The organism is Nocardioides panacisoli (genome assembly GCF_019448235.1).
Taxonomy (GTDB): domain Bacteria; phylum Actinomycetota; class Actinomycetes; order Propionibacteriales; family Nocardioidaceae; genus Nocardioides; species Nocardioides panacisoli_A.
In genome coordinates this window covers 1,738,430-1,754,748 of record NZ_CP080409.1, presented here as the reverse complement: position 1 = coordinate 1,754,748, position 16,319 = coordinate 1,738,430, and the positions used below count along the sequence as shown (strand labels likewise).

Below are 16,319 nucleotides of genomic sequence, written 5' to 3'. Positions count from 1 at the left end.
GGCGTGGGTGAGTTGATCGCGTGCGACTTCTGCGGCCGTGCGGCACCGGACGGCGAGGTGCCGCTGACCTGGGTGAGCTCGGTGGAGAACGGGCGGTTCCGCCGCTTCTGCGAGACCTGTGCGCGCGCCAACCTGCGCGCCATCGAGGGGAAGCTCGACAGCGACTGGTGGTGATCACGCCAGCAGCGTGTCCCAGGCGCAACCGCAGTGCGGGTGACGCAGCCGGGGCGTGAGCACGGGCGGTGCGGTGGGTCCGATGTCGACGGTGGTCGACCAGGTGCTGGGCTGGTCACCCTCGGCCCATCGCGCCAGGTCGCGCACCGCCCAGCCGAGGGCGATGCGCTCCAGCAGCGGATCGGGAGGAGGTACGCCGTCCGCCCCCGCGGCCTGCTCCAGCAGCAGCGGCAGGCGGGGGTCGTCGGCCGACTCCGCGGCGTCGACGCAGCGCAGGCAGGCGGTGCGCCCGGGGTCGACGAACGGGCCGAGTCGGTGGCCCTCGGGGCCGTGGGCGACCACCAGGTGGGGGAGGCCGTCGCGCAGCAGCGGGTCGAGCTCCGAGCGCCGCAGCGTGCCGGTGGCGACGACCAGGACGACGGTGGGGGCGCGGTCGTCGCGGGTGAGCCCCGCGTCGTCGAGCAGCGGGGTGAGGAGGTCCTCCGGTGCCCCGCTGCCCCGCACGGCCACGTGGTGGCGGCGACGTCGATGGTGCCGGGGCGCGGCCGTGGACCCGAACTGGGCCCGGGCCGCCGGGGAGGTGGTGGTCTCGGCCGGGACCAGCAGTCCGGCGGATCGCAGCGCGCGGAGCGCGGACGTGGTCGCTGCGGTCGGGGTGGGTGGTGCGCCACCACACTCCAGGGATCGCAGCAGGGCGATCACCTCGTGCGTGCGCGGCAGCCGGACCGCGAGCGGTGGGCGCAGCCCGACCTGCACCGAGTCCTCGTCACGCAGCAGGACCGAGCATCCCGGGCGCAGCACCTCACCGGACTGATCGGCGGTCGCGGGCTGGGGCATGTCCGGCAGCCTCGCAGGAGTCGCCGCCGCGCCGCTGTGCTCGTCCACAGGCCGCCTCCCGGCCCGGACGCACCACGGGCGGCACCATCGTGTCGATGGTGCCGCCCGTCGGTGGTGTTTCGGAGGTCAGGCCTTGCCGAGGATGCGGTTGAGGTTCGTGCCGCACTCGGGGCAGACGGCCTTGGCCATCCGCGTGCCCTTGTCGTTGACCTTGACTTCGCCATCGGCCTGACGCTTGGCCTTGCACTTGACGCAGTAGAACTCGCCGCTCCAGGTCTCCGCCATGACGGCCTCCTTGCTATTCGATTGATCAATCGGTCGTCGCGACGGGGACACCGGTGGGGGAAGCCCGTCGGGGCTCCAGCGCAGGGCTGGGAACACTGCTGACAGTACGACACGGCGCCCGCAGGGGTCGGTAGCGTGCCCCGCATGTCTGCACAGACCCCCGAGGAGCCCACGGCGGGCGATCCGCCCCTGACCCACCTGCGCCTGGAGCGCCCGGGCGACGGCGTGGCCCGGCTCGTGCTCGACCTGCCGGACCGGCGCAACGCGATGAGCGAGGAGATGACGGCCTCGTGGGTGGTCGCGATCGACCACCTCGCCGCCGACCCGACCGTGCGAGCCGTCGTGGTCACGGGGGAGGGCAGCGCCTTCTGTGCGGGCGGCAACACCGCCTGGCTCGCCGAGGAGCCCGAGGCCTCGGTGGCGCAGCTGCGGGCCAAGATGCAGCCCTTCTACCGCGCGTGGCTCGCGATCCGACGGCTGGAGGTGCCCACGATCGCAGCGATCAACGGCCCCGCCATCGGGGCGGGCCTCAGCCTCGCGCTCGCCTGCGACATCCGCTACGCCGCGGCGGACGCCCGCATGGGGGTGCCGTTCGTCAAGCTCGGCCTGCACCCCGGAATGGCAACGACGCACCTGCTGCCCGAGGTGGTGGGGCCGGCCGCTGCGAAGGACCTGCTCCTGACGGGCCGCCTGGTCGACGGTCACGAGGCGCTGGCGCTGGGCCTGGTCTCCCGCGTGCTCGAGGGCGAGGAGCTCGCCTCGGCGGCGTTGCAGGCCGCGATCGACGTCGCCGGCACCGCTCCCGTCGCCAGCCGGCTCACCAAGGTCGCGCTCGCCCGGGGGCACGCCGACCTCGAGGCCTGCCTGGACTGGGAGGCGCTGGCCCAGCCGGTCACGATGGCGACCGCGGACCTGCAGGAGGGCATCCGCGCGGTCCAGGAGCGGCGTACGCCGCGGTTCGAGGGCCGGTGAGCCCGTCCGGGGCCGGACATGAGACGAGGCCCCCGGACCGGATGGTCCGTCACGCGCCTTCCCCTTGCGAGTGACGGGTCCGACCCCGGGGGCCTCATCTGGGACTGAACGTTAGGCAACGACGGGCGGTTGGTCAACGCCGGCCCCCGGCGCGCTGTGGACCGACCTGGGGACAACCCTGTGGAAAGTGCCCGAATCCCGTGGAGGCAGCGGGGGATGGAGCCGATTACCTGTGGAGAACGGTGCGATGATGGCGACGCCCCTCGACCTGTCCGACCGCGCTGACCAGCACGGATGCCACGCGGGGGCCCGTCCACCGGGTGTGGAGGAGAGATTCTGCGGCGTGTCGGAGGAGGAAACGTGACCGAGCGTGACGCCGGGTACGACGCCGGCCCCGTCGCGGCGCTGCGACGCCTGGCCTTCCTGCTCGAGCGCGGGCGCGCGGACACCTACCGCGTCAAGGCGTTCCGCGGCGCAGCCGCGGCGATCCTGCCCCGGGACCCGGGCGAGGTGGCGGCCGCGGCCGAGGACGGCACGCTGACCGACATCGCAGGCGTCGGAGCCAGCAGCGCGAAGGTGATCGCCGACGCGGTCGCGGGACGGGTGCCCGAGCGCCTCGCCGCTGCCGAGGAGGAGTACGGCGGCCCGCTCACCCGCGACGGCGCGGGGGAGGACCTGCGGGCCCGGCTGCGTGGCGACCTCCACTCGCACTCGGACTGGTCCGACGGCGGGTCACCGATCGAGGAGATGGCGATGACCGCGATCGAGCTCGGCCACGACTACCTGGTGCTCACCGACCACTCGCCCCGGCTCCGCGTGGCCAACGGGCTCAGTGCCCAGCGCCTCGGACGGCAGCTCGGCGTGGTCGAGGCGGTCAACGACCACCTCGAGGGCAGCGGGTTCTCGTTGCTCCGTGGCATCGAGGTCGACATCCTCGACGACGGCTCGCTGGACCAGACCGAGGAGATGCTGGACCGCCTCGACCTGCGGGTGGCGAGCGTGCACTCCAAGCTGGCGATGGACCCCGAGCCGATGACCCGTCGGATGGTCGCCGCGGTCCGCAACCGGCACACCAACGTGCTCGGCCACTGCACCGGGCGCCTGGTGACCGGCAACCGCGGCACCCGGGGTGAGTCGCGGTTCGACGCCCGCGCGGTCTTCGACGCCTGCGCGGAGGAGGGGGTCGCGGTCGAGATCAACTCCCGCCCCGAGCGCCGGGATCCGCCCACGCGGCTGCTGGAGGCGGCGCGCGACGCCGGCTGCCTGTTCGCCATCGACTCCGACGCCCACGCGCCCGGCCAGCTGGACTTCCCGGTGCTGGGGTGCGAGCGCGCCGAGGCGGCGGGCATCGAGGCCGACCGCATCGTCAACACCTGGCCGCTGGACCGGCTGCTGGCCTGGGCGCGCCGCTGACGGCGAACCGGCCGAGCACCTGCGTAGGGTCACCCCATGGGCCTGCAGGTGGAGGTACGACGGTCGCGGCGGCGACGGCGTACGGTCCAGGCGCGCCGCGACGGCGACACGATCGTGGTGATGGTGCCCGACAACCTCTCGCGCGCCGAGGAGCGGGCCGTGGTCGCGGAGATGGTGGCCAAGGTCGAGCGGCGCGAGCGTCGCGGGTCGCGGCGCAGTGACGCGGACCTGATGCAGCGGGCGGCCGACCTGAGCGATCGCTACCTCGGTGGCATCGCGCGGCCGACGTCGGTCCGGTGGGTCGGCAACCAGCGTTCCCGGTGGGGGTCCTGCACCCCCGACGCGGGCACCATCCGGCTCTCCGAGCGACTCCAGACCATGCCGGGCTGGGTCGTGGACTACGTCCTGGTGCACGAGCTGGTCCACCTGATCGAGCCGCACCACGACGCCGCGTTCTGGGCGTGGGTGGCCAACTATCCCCACACCGAGCGCGCCAAGGGCTACCTGATGGGCTGGTCCGACGGCCACGGTGTCGACCGTCCGCCGTCGGAGGAGGGCGAGGTCGACTGAGCCACCACGAGCCGGCAGCGACCATCCGTCACGGCGGCGGCTCCGAAACACCGTCGTGAGACCGAGCGACCGGGTGACCGCGACCCTGATGCACGCGACGGCCCGGTGGACGGTCGACTACGGCCGCGACCTCCACTTCGCCGGCCGCGACCTGCCGCGTCCGCGCCGGGTGCGGGTCCCGACCCGGCACGGCACGGTGAGGATCCACGTCCACCACGATCCGCGATGGCCCGCGGGCCCGCGCCCGGTGCACGTGCACTTCCACGGCGGCGCCTGGTTGATGCGCTACCCGCAGATGGACGACTTCTGGTGCCGCTACCTGGTGGCGGAGGCGGGCGTCGTGGTCGTCAACGTCGACTTCCACGCCGGCCCCTACGTGACCTACCCGGTCGCACAGGAGGAGTGCCACGACGTCGTGGCCTGGCTCGCCGAGCACGGCGAGCGGGTCGGGGTCGACGGCGGGCGGATCTCCGTCGGGGGCTTCAGCTCCGGTGGCGGCCTGGCCGCCTCGGTGTGCCTCCAGGGGCGTGACCACGGCACGGTCCGCCCCCGGCTCCAGGTGCTCGGCGTGCCGGCGCTGGACCTGGCCAGCGACCTGCCGGCCGGTGCTCCGGGGATGATCTCGCCGCAGCTGCGTGGCCTCGTCCGGCGCGTCTACTTCCCCGACCCGAGGACCCGCGGCGAGCCCTACGCCTCGCCGGTGCTGGCGCCCGACCTGACCGGCCTGCCGCCGGCGGTGGTCTGCACCGCCGAGCGCGACGCGCTCCGCCGCGACGGGGAGGCCTATGCACGGCGGCTGCGGGAGGCGGGCATCGCGGTGGTCGAGGACGTCACGCCCGCCGCGGACCACTACTTCCTGACCGAGGACCTCGGGCGGGCGCGCAGCACGATGGCGATGATGGCCGGCGCCATCGCCTCCCACCTGTCCTGATCCGCACCCCGGACCGGACTCAACGGCGCAGCTCCTCGGCGAGGCCCGGTGCCGCGGTCGGCGCGAAGTACGCCGCCTCCACCAGCACGTCGCACAGGGACAGCACGAGGTCGGCGATCTCGCCGAGCGGCGTCGTGAGGCGCACCAGCACCACCTGCTTGGTGCCGGGCACCGGGAGCCAGTAGTCGGCCGCCAGGCGTCGTGCGTCCCCGGTCTCCGCCACCGGCTCGATCCGCTCGCTCCGGTGCGTCCGCAGGGCGGGAGCGCCGGCGCCGGTGCGGCGGACGAGGGACGCCGCACGCTCCGGGGCGTGACGACCCAGGCTCTCCGCGAGGACAGCCAGGACCTGCTCGGGTGCGGTGCCGATGCTCGGACTCATCCGCAGTCGGGTCGGTGCGTGCACCACCAGCGTGAGCGGCATCGGTGTGCGGTGGGCGATCTCGGTCGCGAACATCATGCTGGTCGCCTCGGCACGTCGCGCCGCCTCCAGGGCGCCCCGGAGGTCCCGCCGCAGCTCGGCCCGCTGACGCGCCCGGTCGTCGCTGCCGCCGATCGTGTCCCGCACCACGGACGCGATCGATGCCTCGCTCCGGTCGCCACCGCGCAGGTCGATGCGGTGCCAGGTGCCGGGGAGGCGGAAGTGCAGCTGCTGCCTCACTCCGGGTCTTCCCACGCGCCGTAGCGCTCCACCACCGGCCGGCCCCCCAGGATCGAGATCCCGCCCTGGCCGAAGGGCTGGAACTCCAGCGGGATCGCCTCGGCCGCTGCGCGGAGGTCGACCTTCCCCGCGGCGGGATCGACGGCCACGAGCACGATGCCGTTGGGTTCGAAGGGCACGTTCTCCCAGACGGTGCGCACGACCGCGTCCAGCTGGTCCGGTGTCGGCGGTCCCTCGTCGTCGAGGACCAGCGTCATGGAGATGGTGCTGCCGAGGCCGTCGGTGACCTGCTCGCTCTCCTCGACCGCGGTCACCCGGTCACTGCCCCGCACCACTGCGTCGTCGAGCCCGGTGAGGTCCATGGCGTCCTCCGTTCCGCCGGTCGGCAGGCTGCATGCCGCCAGGACGAGCGACACGAGCGCGAGCAGGGCGCCCCTGCGTGCCAGCGCCTGCATCACCTCACTCGCTCCAGTGGTAGTAGGTCGAGACACCCGGCAGCTCGCCCCGGGCGAACCACCGGTCCAGGTCGGGGTGCTCGGAGCGGATGGTGTCGAGGTGGTCGGCCCAGGTGTCGGCGTACGCGCGCGAGTTGTGGATGTTGCCGACGTCGACGGGGGAGGTCGCCGAGTCCGACGGGGTCTGGATGGTGGTCCAGTTGCTGCCGTGGTGGGGAGCGCCGTCGCCCACCGCGGAGTCCAGGCGGGGCACGGGATCGAAGTCGTGCTGGACCGAGACGACGTCGACGGTGTCGGGGATGGGCATGTGGTCGATCGGGGCGCCCGCCACGACCACCGCGTCGACCCCCAGCTCGGAGTTGTACGCCGCGAGGTGGCCGGCCATGATCCCGCCCTGGCTGAAGCCGGTCAGCAGCAGGTGGTCCTCGCTGGTGATGCCGGCCTGCTCGATCGCCTCGACGACGGCGCGCTCGTACTGGGTGTCGAGTGCGGGGGTCATCATCAGTGCCAGGTTGCTGTCCAGGTCGTTGACCGCTCCCTCGTCGCCGAAGCGGGACAGCCACTCCTGGGTACTGGGCAGCGTCACGGTCCAGTACCACCCGTCGGGACCGAGGACCCGCGTCACCTTCACGACCGACTCCTCGGACCGACCGAGCTGGTCGACCTCGGTCGTGCCCTGCAGCAGGCGCTCCAGGGTCGGCTCGAGGTCCGAGCGCTGGGCGGGGGCGTACGGCGTGACCGTGGGCGTCGGGGCGGTGGTGTCGGAGGCGATGCTCCACGCGATGAACGCCGCGAGGGCACTGGCCAGCAGCACGCCGGCGACCAGGCCGACCGGTCCGAAGGTGGCCAGCACGCTCACCAGCAGGGCGAGGACCGCGAGGGTCTCCAGGACCGCCTGGATGGTGGCGCCGACCTCGTCGAGGAAGTCGACCACGGCGGCGAAGAACCCGGCCACCCACTCCGCGAGCCCGTCGACGAAGTCGCCGAGGTCGTCGAAGAACTCGCCGACGGAGTCCCAGAACCCCTCGTTGGTGTCGGCGATGGCGTGCTGGATGCGGGCGATCGCGTCCTCGGCGGCCGCGTCGCGTTCCTGCCGGGCCTGCTCGATGCGGTCCTCGGCGTCCCGCACGGCCGACTGCGCCACGGCGAGTTCGTGGCGTGCGCCGGCGAGGCGGTCCGACGCGGCGGTCGTGTCGGCGTCGGCGGGGGCATCGGTCACCGCCCGCTGCCAGGTGTCGACGTCCTCCCCGGCGGTGGCGACGGCGGACCGCGCGGCGTCGAGGTCGTCCTGCGCGGCCTCCGCCTCGGCGTGCGCGGTGGTCAGCTCCACCGCGTAGTCACTGACGGCGCCCGCGGTGCCGTCGTACCGCTCGTGGATGCGTTCGAGCTGGCCACGGACGTCCTCGGCCAGGCCGTGGAGCGCCTCGACGGAGCGGGCACGGTCGTCATCGACGATGCCGCGCAGCGAGTCGATCACGTCCTGGATCCGCCCCGAGGTCCGCTGCAGGTCCGCGGCGCGGTCGGTGAGCGCGCCGGGGTTGCCCTCGAGCACGCTCATGGGCCGGAGATCCCGTGGGCCATCGTGTCGTCGAGGTCGCAGAAGGTGTCGTGGATGGCCTGCATGAAGTCCGCGACCCGGCCCAGCGCCTCGCCCAGGTCCTCCCGGGCGACGTCCCACTCGTGGCCGAACTCCTCGACCTTGGCGGCGAGGCCGTCGTGGCCGGTGAGTCCGCCGATGTCCTCGGCGAACCGCTCGGCACCGGCGAAGTCGTCGCGCAGCGTCCGCGCGTCACCGGCCGTCGCGGCGAGACGGTCCAGGTCGATGGCGACGTCGGTCACGACGGCAACCCTAGGGACGGGGCGGACCACCGGCAATGGGGAACGGTCCCCATCGCACGACGTTGGCGCCGCGCTCAGCCGCGGAGCGCGACGTGGTGGCGCGCCGCGGCGATGAGGTCCAGCATCTCCGGCTCGAGGTCGGGCAGCGCGTCGACCGGCCACCACTGCACGGCCAGTGACTCCTCGCTGGCCGCCTCCCGGGCCGCGGCCGGGGCCACCGCGAGGTAGCGCACGTCGAGGTGGTGGACCTCGTCGTGGTCGCCGCAGAAGGAGACGACGTGTTCGTCCAGCTGCGCCGGTCCGGGCAGCAGGTCCAGGTCGGCGATGCCCGACTCCTCGCGCGCCTCCCGGGCGGCCACGCCGGCGAGGCTGGTGTCACCGGGCTCGCAGTGGCCGCCGAAGTGGAACCAGCGCTGCGCCTTGCGGTGCAGGTTGAGCAGCACGTGGGCCGCATCCTCGGCGATGACCAGGGTCCCGGCCGTGACGTGGTCGGGCACGCAGGAGCGCCACAGGCCGTCCGGGTGGGCCACCAGGTGGGCCACGTAGCGCTCCTGCAGCGCCGCCTGGCGGGGGCCGGGCGGTGTCCACGCCTGCAGCGTGGCGAGGGCGTCCGCGTGGAGCGCGCCGCTCACTCGGTGTCGCGGTCGTCGCCGTCGGACTCCTCGCCGTCGAGCAGCTTGCGCAGCTCGGCGTCGAAGTCGACCTCGGCGAGGTCCTCCGGTGCCGTGGCCTCGGCACGGAACGACAGCGGGTCGTCCAGGTCCGCCGCGGTCGGCAGCAGGTCGGGGTGGTGCCACACGCCGTCGCGTGCCTCGGCACCGGCGCGGGAGCGCAGGCCGCCCCACAGCGTGGCGGCGTCGCGCAGCCGGCGCGGCCGCAGCTCCAGTCCGACGAGGGCAGCGAAGGTCTGCTCGGCCGGTCCACCCGCGGCGCGGCGACGGCGTACGGCCTCGCGGAGCTTGGCGGCGGCCGGCATCCGCTCCTCGGTCGCCTGGCCCACGACCTCGTCGACCCAGCCCTCGACGAGCGCCAGGGCGATCTCCAGGCGCGACAGGGCGGCCTCCTGCTGCGGTGACTTCGGCGGCTCGAAGAGCCCGCCCTCCATCAGCGACTGCAGCGAGTCGGGGTTGCTCGGGTCGACGCCGCGCAGCTGCTCCTCGATGCGCTGCTGCATCTCCTCGACGTTGAGCTCGATGCCGTGGGCGAAGGCCGTCACCGCACCCAGCAGGTGCTCGCGCAGCCACGGGACGTGGCCGAAGAGCCGCTGGTGGGCGGCCTCCCGCAGCGCGAGGTAGAGCAGGACGTCGTCCTCGCTCACGTCGAGGCCCTCGGCGAACTCGCGGACGTTGCTGACGACCACAGCGGCCTTGCCCGGCGCACCCAGCGGCAGCCCGATGTCCGAGGCCGTCAGGACCTCACCGGCGAGCGTGCCCAGGCCCTGCCCGACCTGGCTGGCGAACATGCCGCCGACGGCCTGGCCGATCATGCCCAGCAGGGGGCCGGCGGTGGACTTCATCTCCTCGGGCATCGCCCGGCTGACGCCGTTGACCGAGCGCTCGGCGACCGGCTCGACGAGCTGCTCCCACACCGGGCGGGTCTCCACGACCCACTCCGCGCGGCTCCAGGCCGCGGTCGACTGCACGCCGGAGGGGAAGTCGGTGGCGGTGTCGAGCCAGTGGTCGGCCAGGCGCACGGCGTCGGCGATGCGGTCGGCGTCGCGCTGGCCGGGGGAGGGGTCGGCCTCCTTGGCCACCGTCGAGCGAGCGATGTCGTCGGCGACCTTCCAGTTCATCGGGCCGTCGTGGGGCTGCATCATCGCCTGGAGCTGGCCGAAGATCTGGCTCAGGTCGAAGCCGCCGGCACCGCCGCCGCCACCGAAGGCGCCGAAGATCTGCTCGAACGGCGTGCCCTTGAAGGGGTTGTTCTCGCCGGAGTCGCCCTCGTCGCCGGACTGGTTGCTGCCACTGCTCATGGTCCAAAACTACGCCGCGACCGCAACCGATCACAGGGTGAGCGGGGGCTACAGTGCGTGACATGTCCCATCCCGCAGTCCGCCACGTCGCGATCTCGGACACGCCGCTCTCGGTCGAGGAGGTGCTGGGCCACCTCGACGACGAGGCCTCGGGCGGCGTGGTGACCTTCATCGGACGGGTCCGTGACCACGACCGCGACCAGGGCGTGACGGGACTGGAGTACTCCGCCCACCCGAGCGCGCTGCAGGCGCTGCAGCGGGTGTGTGACCAGGTCGCGGAGGAGTACGACGCCCGCGCGGTCGCCGCCGTCCACCGGGTCGGCGAGCTCGCGGTCGGGGACCTCGCGGTGGTGGTGGCCACTGCTGCCGGTCACCGCGGGAGCGCCTTCGACGCCTCGCGGGCGTTGATCGACACCCTCAAGGCGGAGGTCCCGATCTGGAAGCACCAGCGCTTCGCCGACGGCAGCGACGAGTGGGTCGGGTCGCCCTGACGGCTCCGGCCCATCCGATCGGCCCCGCCCGGCGCCGCCTCCCCGGGATCGGCCGGCTGCTCGCCTAGCCTCGGTCCCGTGGAGATCCTGCTCTGGCTCGCGCCCGCCGCGCTGGTCACCCTCGCCGCCATGGCCTGGGTGGGCTGGCAGGGCCGCGGCCACCGCGAGCTCGACCGCGAGACGGTCGCTCGCCGCATCGGCGAGGCGCTGGCGCGACAGGAGGGCCGCCGGCACGGCTACGCCGCCCCGCGGCGTACGCCGGATCCCGCCACGGGCGTGAAGGTCCGCCGCCACGAGACGCAGCCGGACGACTCCTCCCGGCAGCAGGCGTCCTGATCCCTGCGAGGTCGGACACGCCCGGGTTGGAGCGAAGTGAGAAGGTAGCGCCATGAGCCAGCGCTGGATCGCCGCTTTCGTCGCGGTGCCCCTGCTGGTCGCGTTGTTGCTGGTGGCCGCGGTCGCCCCGCTGCCGTTCGCGATCTACAGCCCGGGTCCGACCTTCGACGTGCTGGCCCAGGACGCCGACGACGCCGAGCTCATCCAGATCGACGGTGACGAGACCGAGGTCTACAACGACGACGGCGAGATCCGCTTCACCACCGTCCGCGCGACGGCCCGCAGCTACGAGCCCGGCCTGTTCGAGCTGCTGGGGGCCTGGGCCGACGCCGACCGGGCCGTGGTGCCGCACGACGTGGCGCACCCGCCGAGCCTCACCGCCGACGAGGAGGAGGAGCGCGGCCAGGTGCAGATGACGACGTCCCAGGACGTCGCGAAGGCCGTGGCGCTGGGTGAGGCCGGCTACGACCTCGACACGGCGATCCAGGTGCAGGCGGTGGCCGAGGACGGTGCCGCCAACGGCAAGCTCCTCGCCGGTGACGTCTTCCTCAGTGCCAACGGACAGCAGGTCAGCACCCCGCAGGACGTGGTCGACGCGGTCGAGGCCAATGGGTCCGACGACCCGGTGGACTTCCGGGTCCGTCGCGACGGCGAGCAGCTCGACGTCGCCGTCGCGCCCGAGGACGTGGACGGGGAGGCCCGCGTCGGCATCTCCGTCGCGCAGGGGTTCGACTTCCCCTTCGAGATCAAGCTGCGGGTCAACGAGGCCATCGGCGGACCGAGTGCGGGCCTGATGTTCGCGCTGGCCATCTACGACACACTGACCCCCGGGTCGCTCAGCGACGGCGAGGTCGTCGCGGGCACCGGCGAGCTGGCCCCCGACGGCACGGTCGGCCCGATCGGTGGCATCGAGCAGAAGATCGCCGGTGCCGAGGACGCGGGGGCGGAGCTCTTCTTCGTGCCGCCGGACAACTGCCGCGACGTCACCGCCCTGGACCCGGACCTGCGCCTGGTCAAGGCGGAGACGATGCACGACGCCCGACTGGCCCTCGAGGACTGGGCCGCCGACCGTGACGCCGACCTGCCGAGCTGCTGACGGAGCTGCGATGGACTACGAGCTGGACGTCGACCCGGCCCTGGCGGCCGCGGTGCTGGAGATCGAGTCCCACCAGGCCGCGGCCGGGTGGGACCAGCCCGCGCGCCTCTACGCCCTGGTCGGCACCGCCGACCTTGTCTCCCAGGAGCCGCAGCTCGCGGCGAGCCTGGGGCTGGACGGTCCGACCGAGGCCGGGTCGCTGACCCCGATCGAGCAGGACGAGCTCGATGCACAGCAGTCCCTGGAGGAGCTGCTGCCCGGCATCCAGTGGCCCGAGGCGGTGCGCGGCTGCGCGGCGGTGGTGGAGCGCGTGGTGCTGCCGCCCGGTGCCGACGGGACGATCCCGGAGGACCCCGAGGAGGCGGCGGAGTACGCCGCCGGGCACCCCGACCGTGCCGAGGTGAGGATCGTGGCGGGCGTGACCCGCCACGGTGCGTCCTACTGCGCGGTGCGCAGTCGGGAGCACGATGACGACATGTCGGTCATGGGTGGGACCGACCTGGTGCCCGCGTTGCTGGAACTGCTGCGCGGCACGCTCGATGATGAGGTGGAGGAAGACCAGTGAGCGAGTTGTTCGACGAGGAGCCGAAGGACCCCGGGCCGCCGCAGCGCAGCAACAGTCGGGGTCGCGCGCTGGTGATCACCGGCGTCGTGGTGGTGACGACGCTGTTCCTGGTCTCCACCTTCGCCACGCTCTACACCGACCGGCTGTGGTTCCAGGCGGTCGGCTTCGGCGAGGTCTTCAGCACCATGCTGTGGACCCGCATCGGCCTCTTCCTGGTCTTCGGCGTGCTGATGGCCGCCGCGGTCGGGGTCAACCTCTACTTCGCCTACCGCTTCCGGCCGCTGTTCGGCCTCGGCGGCGGTGACGCGAGCGTGATGCGCTATCGCGACGCGATCACGCCGATCCGGACCTGGCTGCTGCTCGGCGTCGCCGGCGTGATCGGCATCTTTGCCGGCTCCTCGGCGGTGGGCCAGTGGCGCGCGTACCTCATGTGGCGCAACGGCAGCTCCTTCGGCGAGGACGACGCCTACTTCGGCAAGGACGTCGGCTTCTACGTCTTCGACCTGCCGTGGTGGCACTTCCTGGTCGACTTCGCGATGACCGCCACGATCGTGGCGCTGCTGGCGACCGCGGTCGTGCACTACCTCTACGGCGGGATCCGGCTCCAGGTGCGCCACGACCGGCTCTCCGGGGCCGCCCAGGTCCAGCTCAGCGTCCTGCTCGGCCTGTTCGTGCTGTTCAAGGCCGTCGACTACTGGCTGGACCGCTACGACCTGGTCCTGACGGAGAACTCGCTGTTCACCGGCATGAACTTCACCGGCGAGAACGCCCTGCTGCCGGCGCGCAACATCCTCATCGGTGTCGCCGCGATCTGTGCGGTGCTGTTCTTCCTCAACGTGTGGCGCCGCACCTGGCAGCTGCCGTCGGTGGGGCTGGCGCTGTTCGCCCTCTCCGCGGTCCTGCTCGGCATGATCTGGCCCGCGCTGGTGCAGCAGTTCCAGGTCAACCCGACCGAGGCGGACAAGGAGAGCGACTACATCGCGGCCAACATCGCCGCCACGCGCTCGGCCTACGACATCGACGACGTCGAGATGCAGGACTACCGCGGCATCCCCGACACCGAGGGCGTCAGCAACCTCAACGAGCAGCTGAGCAAGGTGCCGGTGGTGGACCCGCAGCAGGTGTTCCAGACCTTCGAGCAGCGCCAGCAGCCACGCGTGTACTACTCGGTGCCGCCGGTGCTCGACGTCGACCGCTACCAGATCGACGGCGAGGACGTGCCGCTCGTGCTGGGCGTGCGCGAGGTCGACCCGGACGAGGTGCCGGAGCCGAACTGGACCAACATGCACACCGTCTACACCCACGGCGAGGGCGTCATCGCGGCGTACGCCAACCAGGTGTCGGCTGACGAGGGCAACGGTCGCATGGTGTGGGCCGAGGGCATCGAGGACGCGGAGAACGTCTTCACCTCCGACCCCGACTTCGAGCCGCGGATCTACTACGGCGAGATGAGCCCGCTCTACTCCGTCGTCGGCAAGCCCGACGAGGGTGAGGACGTCGAGCTCGGCCTGGGCCTGGACGAGAGCCAGGACGCCGAGGAGGCCGCCGAGACCGACCGCGAGACGACGTACGACGGCGCGGGCGGTGTCGACATCGGCAACACCTTCAAGCAGCTGCTCTACGGCATCAAGTTCGGCGAGCCGAACTTCCTGCTCTCCGGCCGTGTGCACGAGAACTCCAAGGTGCTCTACCAGCGCTCGCCGATCGAGCGGGTCGAGGCCGTGGCGCCGTGGCTGACCGTGGACCGCGACCCCTATCCGGCGGTCATCGACGGTCGGGTGCAGTGGATCCTGGACGGCTACACCACGACCGACCGGTTCCCCAACGCGCAGCGGGAGTCACTGGAGGCGATGACCGATGACTCGCTGCAGGAGGAGACCGGCTTCGCGACCGTGCCCACCGACGAGATCAACTACATGCGCTCGGCGGTGAAGGTGACGGTGGACGCCTACGACGGCAGCGTGACGCTGTACGAGTGGGACGAGGAGGACCCGATCCTGCAGACCTGGATGAACGTCTTCCCCGACTCGGTCCAGCCCAAGGACGAGATCTCCGACGGCCTCCTGGAGCACCTCCGCTACCCGGAGGACCTGTTCAAGGCGCAGCGCTACCAGCTCGCGAAGTACCACGTCACCAACCCGGCCGCCTGGTACGGCGGCACGGACCTGTGGGAGGTGCCCAGCGACCCGGAGGCCAGCCAGAGCCTGCAGCCGCCGTACCGCCTCTTCACCCGGGACGTGACCGAGGAGGACGACAGCGGCACCAACTGGACGCTGACCTCGTCGTTCGTGCCCGATGACCGCAACATCCTCGCGGCCTACGTGCAGGTGGACTCCGACGCCACCTCGCCGACCTTCGGCGAGATGCAGGTGCTGGAGATGAGCGACAACAACGTGCCGGGTCCCGGCATCGCGGCCAACGAGATGCAGCAGGACCAGGGCGTGCGTGATCAGCTGCGTGACTTCCTGGTCTCGGGGGCGACGCCGCCGATCTTCGGCAACGTGCTGACGCTGCCGGTCAGTGACGGCCTGGCCTACATCCAGCCGGTGTACGCCGTGCGGGCGGCGAGCGAGTCCAGCTTCCCGATCCTGCAGTACGTCATCGTGCGCTACGGCAGCGACGTGGGCATCGGCCGCAACCTCGCCGGGGCCCTGCGGGACGCCCTGGACGGCGACGGGGCCGGCAGCCAACAGCCCGAGCCCGAAGAGCCGGACACCGGGGGCGAACAGCCCGAGCAACCGGAGCAGCCCGACACCGGCGGCGGTGGCTCCGTCGAGCAGCAGATCGACGCGGCCCTGGCCGCGGCCGACCAGGCGTTCCGGGCCGCTGAGCAGGCCCGGGTCGACGGTGACCTCGTCGAGCGCGAACGCCAGTTGGCGGTCGCCGAGCGCGAGTTCAGCCGCGCCATCGCGCTCATCGAGCAGCGCGACGGCAACGGCGGTGGCGGCAACGGCGGCAACCAGGGCGACTCCGGCCAGTAGGCCCGGTCGGGGGTGGGGGAGACGTGTCTCACCCACCCCCGATTTGTCCCGGTCCGACGCCGTCGCGTAGTGTTCTATTCACCGACGCGGGGTGGAGCAGTTCGGTAGCTCGCCGGGCTCATAACCCGGAGGTCGCAGGTTCAAATCCTGCCCCCGCTACCACTCACGAGAACCCCCTGATTCGCTCGAATCAGGGGGTTCTCGCTGTCGGGGCCGGTGCTCCTTCCGCGCTCAGTCGCGATGGTGTCGAGCGTGCAGCGCTGCGACGCGATCGGCGTACGCCGCCACGGGACCGTCGACCGGCAGGCCCGGGGCGACGTCGGTGATGCGCAGTGGCGCACGGGGGCGGACGGCAGGCCGAGGTCGGCCAGCCAGTCGAGCAGCTGCGGGGTCGAGGTGGCGTAGACGATGCGCCCCAGGCCCACCCAGGCGTGCGCGGCCGCGCACATCGGGCAGTGCTCGCCGGAGGTGTAGACGGTGTGGGCCGCGCGCTCCTCGGGGGCGAGGTGGTCGCCGGCCCAGAGGGCGATCGCGAGCTCCGGGTGGCGGGTGCCGTTGCCGCCGCTGACGTGGTTGTGGTCCTCCAGCAGCACCGATCCGTCCGGGGCGACCAGGACGGACCCGAACGGCTCGTCGCCGGCCTCGACGGCGCGTTCGGCCAGCTCGACGCACCGGTCGAGGTGGCGCAGGTCGTCCTCGGTGATGGTCACGGCAGCCTTCCGCGGTCGTCGTGGACGTGGCGAC

19 protein-coding genes and 1 tRNA gene are annotated in these 16,319 nt (G+C 72.6%); 11 read left to right on the top strand and 9 right to left on the bottom strand.

Annotated features, from left to right (window positions below):
* The first annotated feature begins 3 nt into the window (after positions 1 to 3).
* Positions 4 to 174, top strand: a complete 171-nt coding sequence (locus KUV85_RS08635) for a hypothetical protein (RefSeq protein ID WP_219962802.1) — start codon at positions 4 to 6, stop codon at positions 172 to 174.
* Here KUV85_RS08635 and KUV85_RS08630 read toward each other — a convergent pair whose 3' ends face one another.
* Both KUV85_RS08630 and KUV85_RS08625 read right to left on the bottom strand, forming a co-directional pair.
* The gene (locus KUV85_RS08630; protein WP_219962801.1) at positions 175 to 1,011 is read right to left on the bottom strand and encodes a hypothetical protein; all 837 of its coding nucleotides are present in this window, start codon (positions 1,009 to 1,011) and stop codon (positions 175 to 177) included. It abuts the gene before it with no gap.
* Between the two features lie 126 nt (positions 1,012 to 1,137).
* Positions 1,138 to 1,296 (bottom strand): DUF5679 domain-containing protein, encoded by a 159-nt coding sequence (locus KUV85_RS08625; protein ID WP_219962800.1) that lies wholly within the window; start codon positions 1,294 to 1,296, stop codon positions 1,138 to 1,140.
* A gap of 144 nt (positions 1,297 to 1,440) precedes the next feature.
* On the opposite strand from KUV85_RS08625, the gene KUV85_RS08620 reads away from it, so the two are divergent.
* The 4 genes from KUV85_RS08620 (at position 1,441) to KUV85_RS08605 (ending at position 5,182) form a co-directional block, all read left to right on the top strand.
* Positions 1,441 to 2,268 carry an enoyl-CoA hydratase/isomerase family protein gene (locus KUV85_RS08620; RefSeq protein ID WP_219962799.1) on the top strand — a complete coding sequence of 276 codons (828 nt, stop codon included), beginning with the start codon at positions 1,441 to 1,443 and terminating at the stop codon, positions 2,266 to 2,268.
* A 360-nt stretch (positions 2,269 to 2,628) separates the two neighbouring features.
* Entirely contained in the window at positions 2,629 to 3,681 is a 1,053-nt protein-coding gene (locus KUV85_RS08615) for a PHP domain-containing protein (RefSeq protein WP_219962798.1), read from the top strand.
* A 36-nt stretch (positions 3,682 to 3,717) separates the two neighbouring features.
* Positions 3,718 to 4,251, top strand: a complete 534-nt coding sequence (locus KUV85_RS08610) for a M48 family metallopeptidase (RefSeq protein ID WP_219962797.1) — start codon at positions 3,718 to 3,720, stop codon at positions 4,249 to 4,251.
* A gap of 73 nt (positions 4,252 to 4,324) precedes the next feature.
* Positions 4,325 to 5,182, top strand: a complete 858-nt coding sequence (locus KUV85_RS08605; RefSeq protein WP_219962796.1) for an alpha/beta hydrolase — start codon at positions 4,325 to 4,327, stop codon at positions 5,180 to 5,182.
* A gap of 19 nt (positions 5,183 to 5,201) precedes the next feature.
* Here the strand turns inward: KUV85_RS08605 and KUV85_RS08600 are convergent, their stop codons facing one another.
* From KUV85_RS08600 to KUV85_RS08575, 6 genes are all read right to left on the bottom strand, one after another.
* Positions 5,202 to 5,840: a hypothetical protein gene (locus KUV85_RS08600; RefSeq protein ID WP_219962795.1), complete on the bottom strand. Its 639-nt coding sequence runs from the start codon at positions 5,838 to 5,840 to the stop codon at positions 5,202 to 5,204.
* Complete coding sequence (locus tag KUV85_RS08595; RefSeq protein ID WP_219962794.1) at positions 5,837 to 6,295, bottom strand: hypothetical protein; 459 nt, start codon at positions 6,293 to 6,295, stop codon at positions 5,837 to 5,839. Before KUV85_RS08595 ends, KUV85_RS08600 begins: the two co-directional genes overlap by 4 nt.
* A 4-nt stretch (positions 6,296 to 6,299) precedes the next feature.
* Positions 6,300 to 7,853, bottom strand: coding sequence for a hypothetical protein (locus KUV85_RS08590; protein WP_219962793.1), 1,554 nt, complete (start codon positions 7,851 to 7,853; stop codon positions 6,300 to 6,302).
* A complete protein-coding gene (locus KUV85_RS08585) occupies positions 7,850 to 8,134 on the bottom strand; it encodes a hypothetical protein (RefSeq protein WP_219962792.1) in 285 nt (94 codons plus the stop codon). Before KUV85_RS08585 ends, KUV85_RS08590 begins: the two co-directional genes overlap by 4 nt.
* 74 nt (positions 8,135 to 8,208) lie before the next feature.
* Positions 8,209 to 8,766, bottom strand: coding sequence for an NUDIX domain-containing protein (locus tag KUV85_RS08580; protein WP_219962791.1), 558 nt, complete (start codon positions 8,764 to 8,766; stop codon positions 8,209 to 8,211).
* The gene (locus tag KUV85_RS08575; protein ID WP_219962790.1) at positions 8,763 to 10,106 is read right to left on the bottom strand and encodes a zinc-dependent metalloprotease; all 1,344 of its coding nucleotides are present in this window, start codon (positions 10,104 to 10,106) and stop codon (positions 8,763 to 8,765) included. The genes KUV85_RS08580 and KUV85_RS08575 overlap by 4 nt, the downstream gene beginning before the upstream one ends.
* Positions 10,107 to 10,168: 62 nt before the next feature.
* Here KUV85_RS08575 and KUV85_RS08570 point away from each other — a divergent pair, with 62 nt between their 5' ends.
* The 6 genes from KUV85_RS08570 to KUV85_RS08545 all read left to right on the top strand — a co-directional run bounded on the left by KUV85_RS08570 (position 10,169) and on the right by KUV85_RS08545 (position 15,737).
* Entirely contained in the window at positions 10,169 to 10,597 is a 429-nt protein-coding gene (locus KUV85_RS08570) for a molybdenum cofactor biosynthesis protein MoaE (protein ID WP_219962789.1), read from the top strand.
* Positions 10,598 to 10,675: 78 nt separating this feature from the next.
* Positions 10,676 to 10,933 carry a hypothetical protein gene (locus KUV85_RS08565; RefSeq protein WP_219962788.1) on the top strand — a complete coding sequence of 86 codons (258 nt, stop codon included), beginning with the start codon at positions 10,676 to 10,678 and terminating at the stop codon, positions 10,931 to 10,933.
* Positions 10,934 to 10,985: 52 nt separating this feature from the next.
* On the top strand, positions 10,986 to 12,029 hold the full coding sequence (locus KUV85_RS08560; protein WP_219962787.1) for a YlbL family protein: 1,044 nt from the start codon (positions 10,986 to 10,988) through the stop codon (positions 12,027 to 12,029).
* Positions 12,030 to 12,039: 10 nt separating this feature from the next.
* Positions 12,040 to 12,594, top strand: coding sequence for a PPA1309 family protein (locus tag KUV85_RS08555; protein WP_219962786.1), 555 nt, complete (start codon positions 12,040 to 12,042; stop codon positions 12,592 to 12,594).
* Entirely contained in the window at positions 12,591 to 15,575 is a 2,985-nt protein-coding gene (locus KUV85_RS08550; protein WP_219962785.1) for a UPF0182 family protein, read from the top strand. Before KUV85_RS08555 ends, KUV85_RS08550 begins: the two co-directional genes overlap by 4 nt.
* Positions 15,576 to 15,660: 85 nt before the next feature.
* Positions 15,661 to 15,737, top strand: a tRNA-Met gene (locus KUV85_RS08545).
* Here the strand turns inward: KUV85_RS08545 and KUV85_RS08540 are convergent.
* Positions 15,716 to 16,285 carry a nucleoside deaminase gene (locus tag KUV85_RS08540; RefSeq protein WP_237690229.1) on the bottom strand — a complete coding sequence of 190 codons (570 nt, stop codon included), beginning with the start codon at positions 16,283 to 16,285 and terminating at the stop codon, positions 15,716 to 15,718. The two genes, KUV85_RS08545 and KUV85_RS08540, sit on opposite strands and share 22 nt — an antisense overlap.
* Between the last annotated feature and the right edge of the window lie 34 nt (positions 16,286 to 16,319).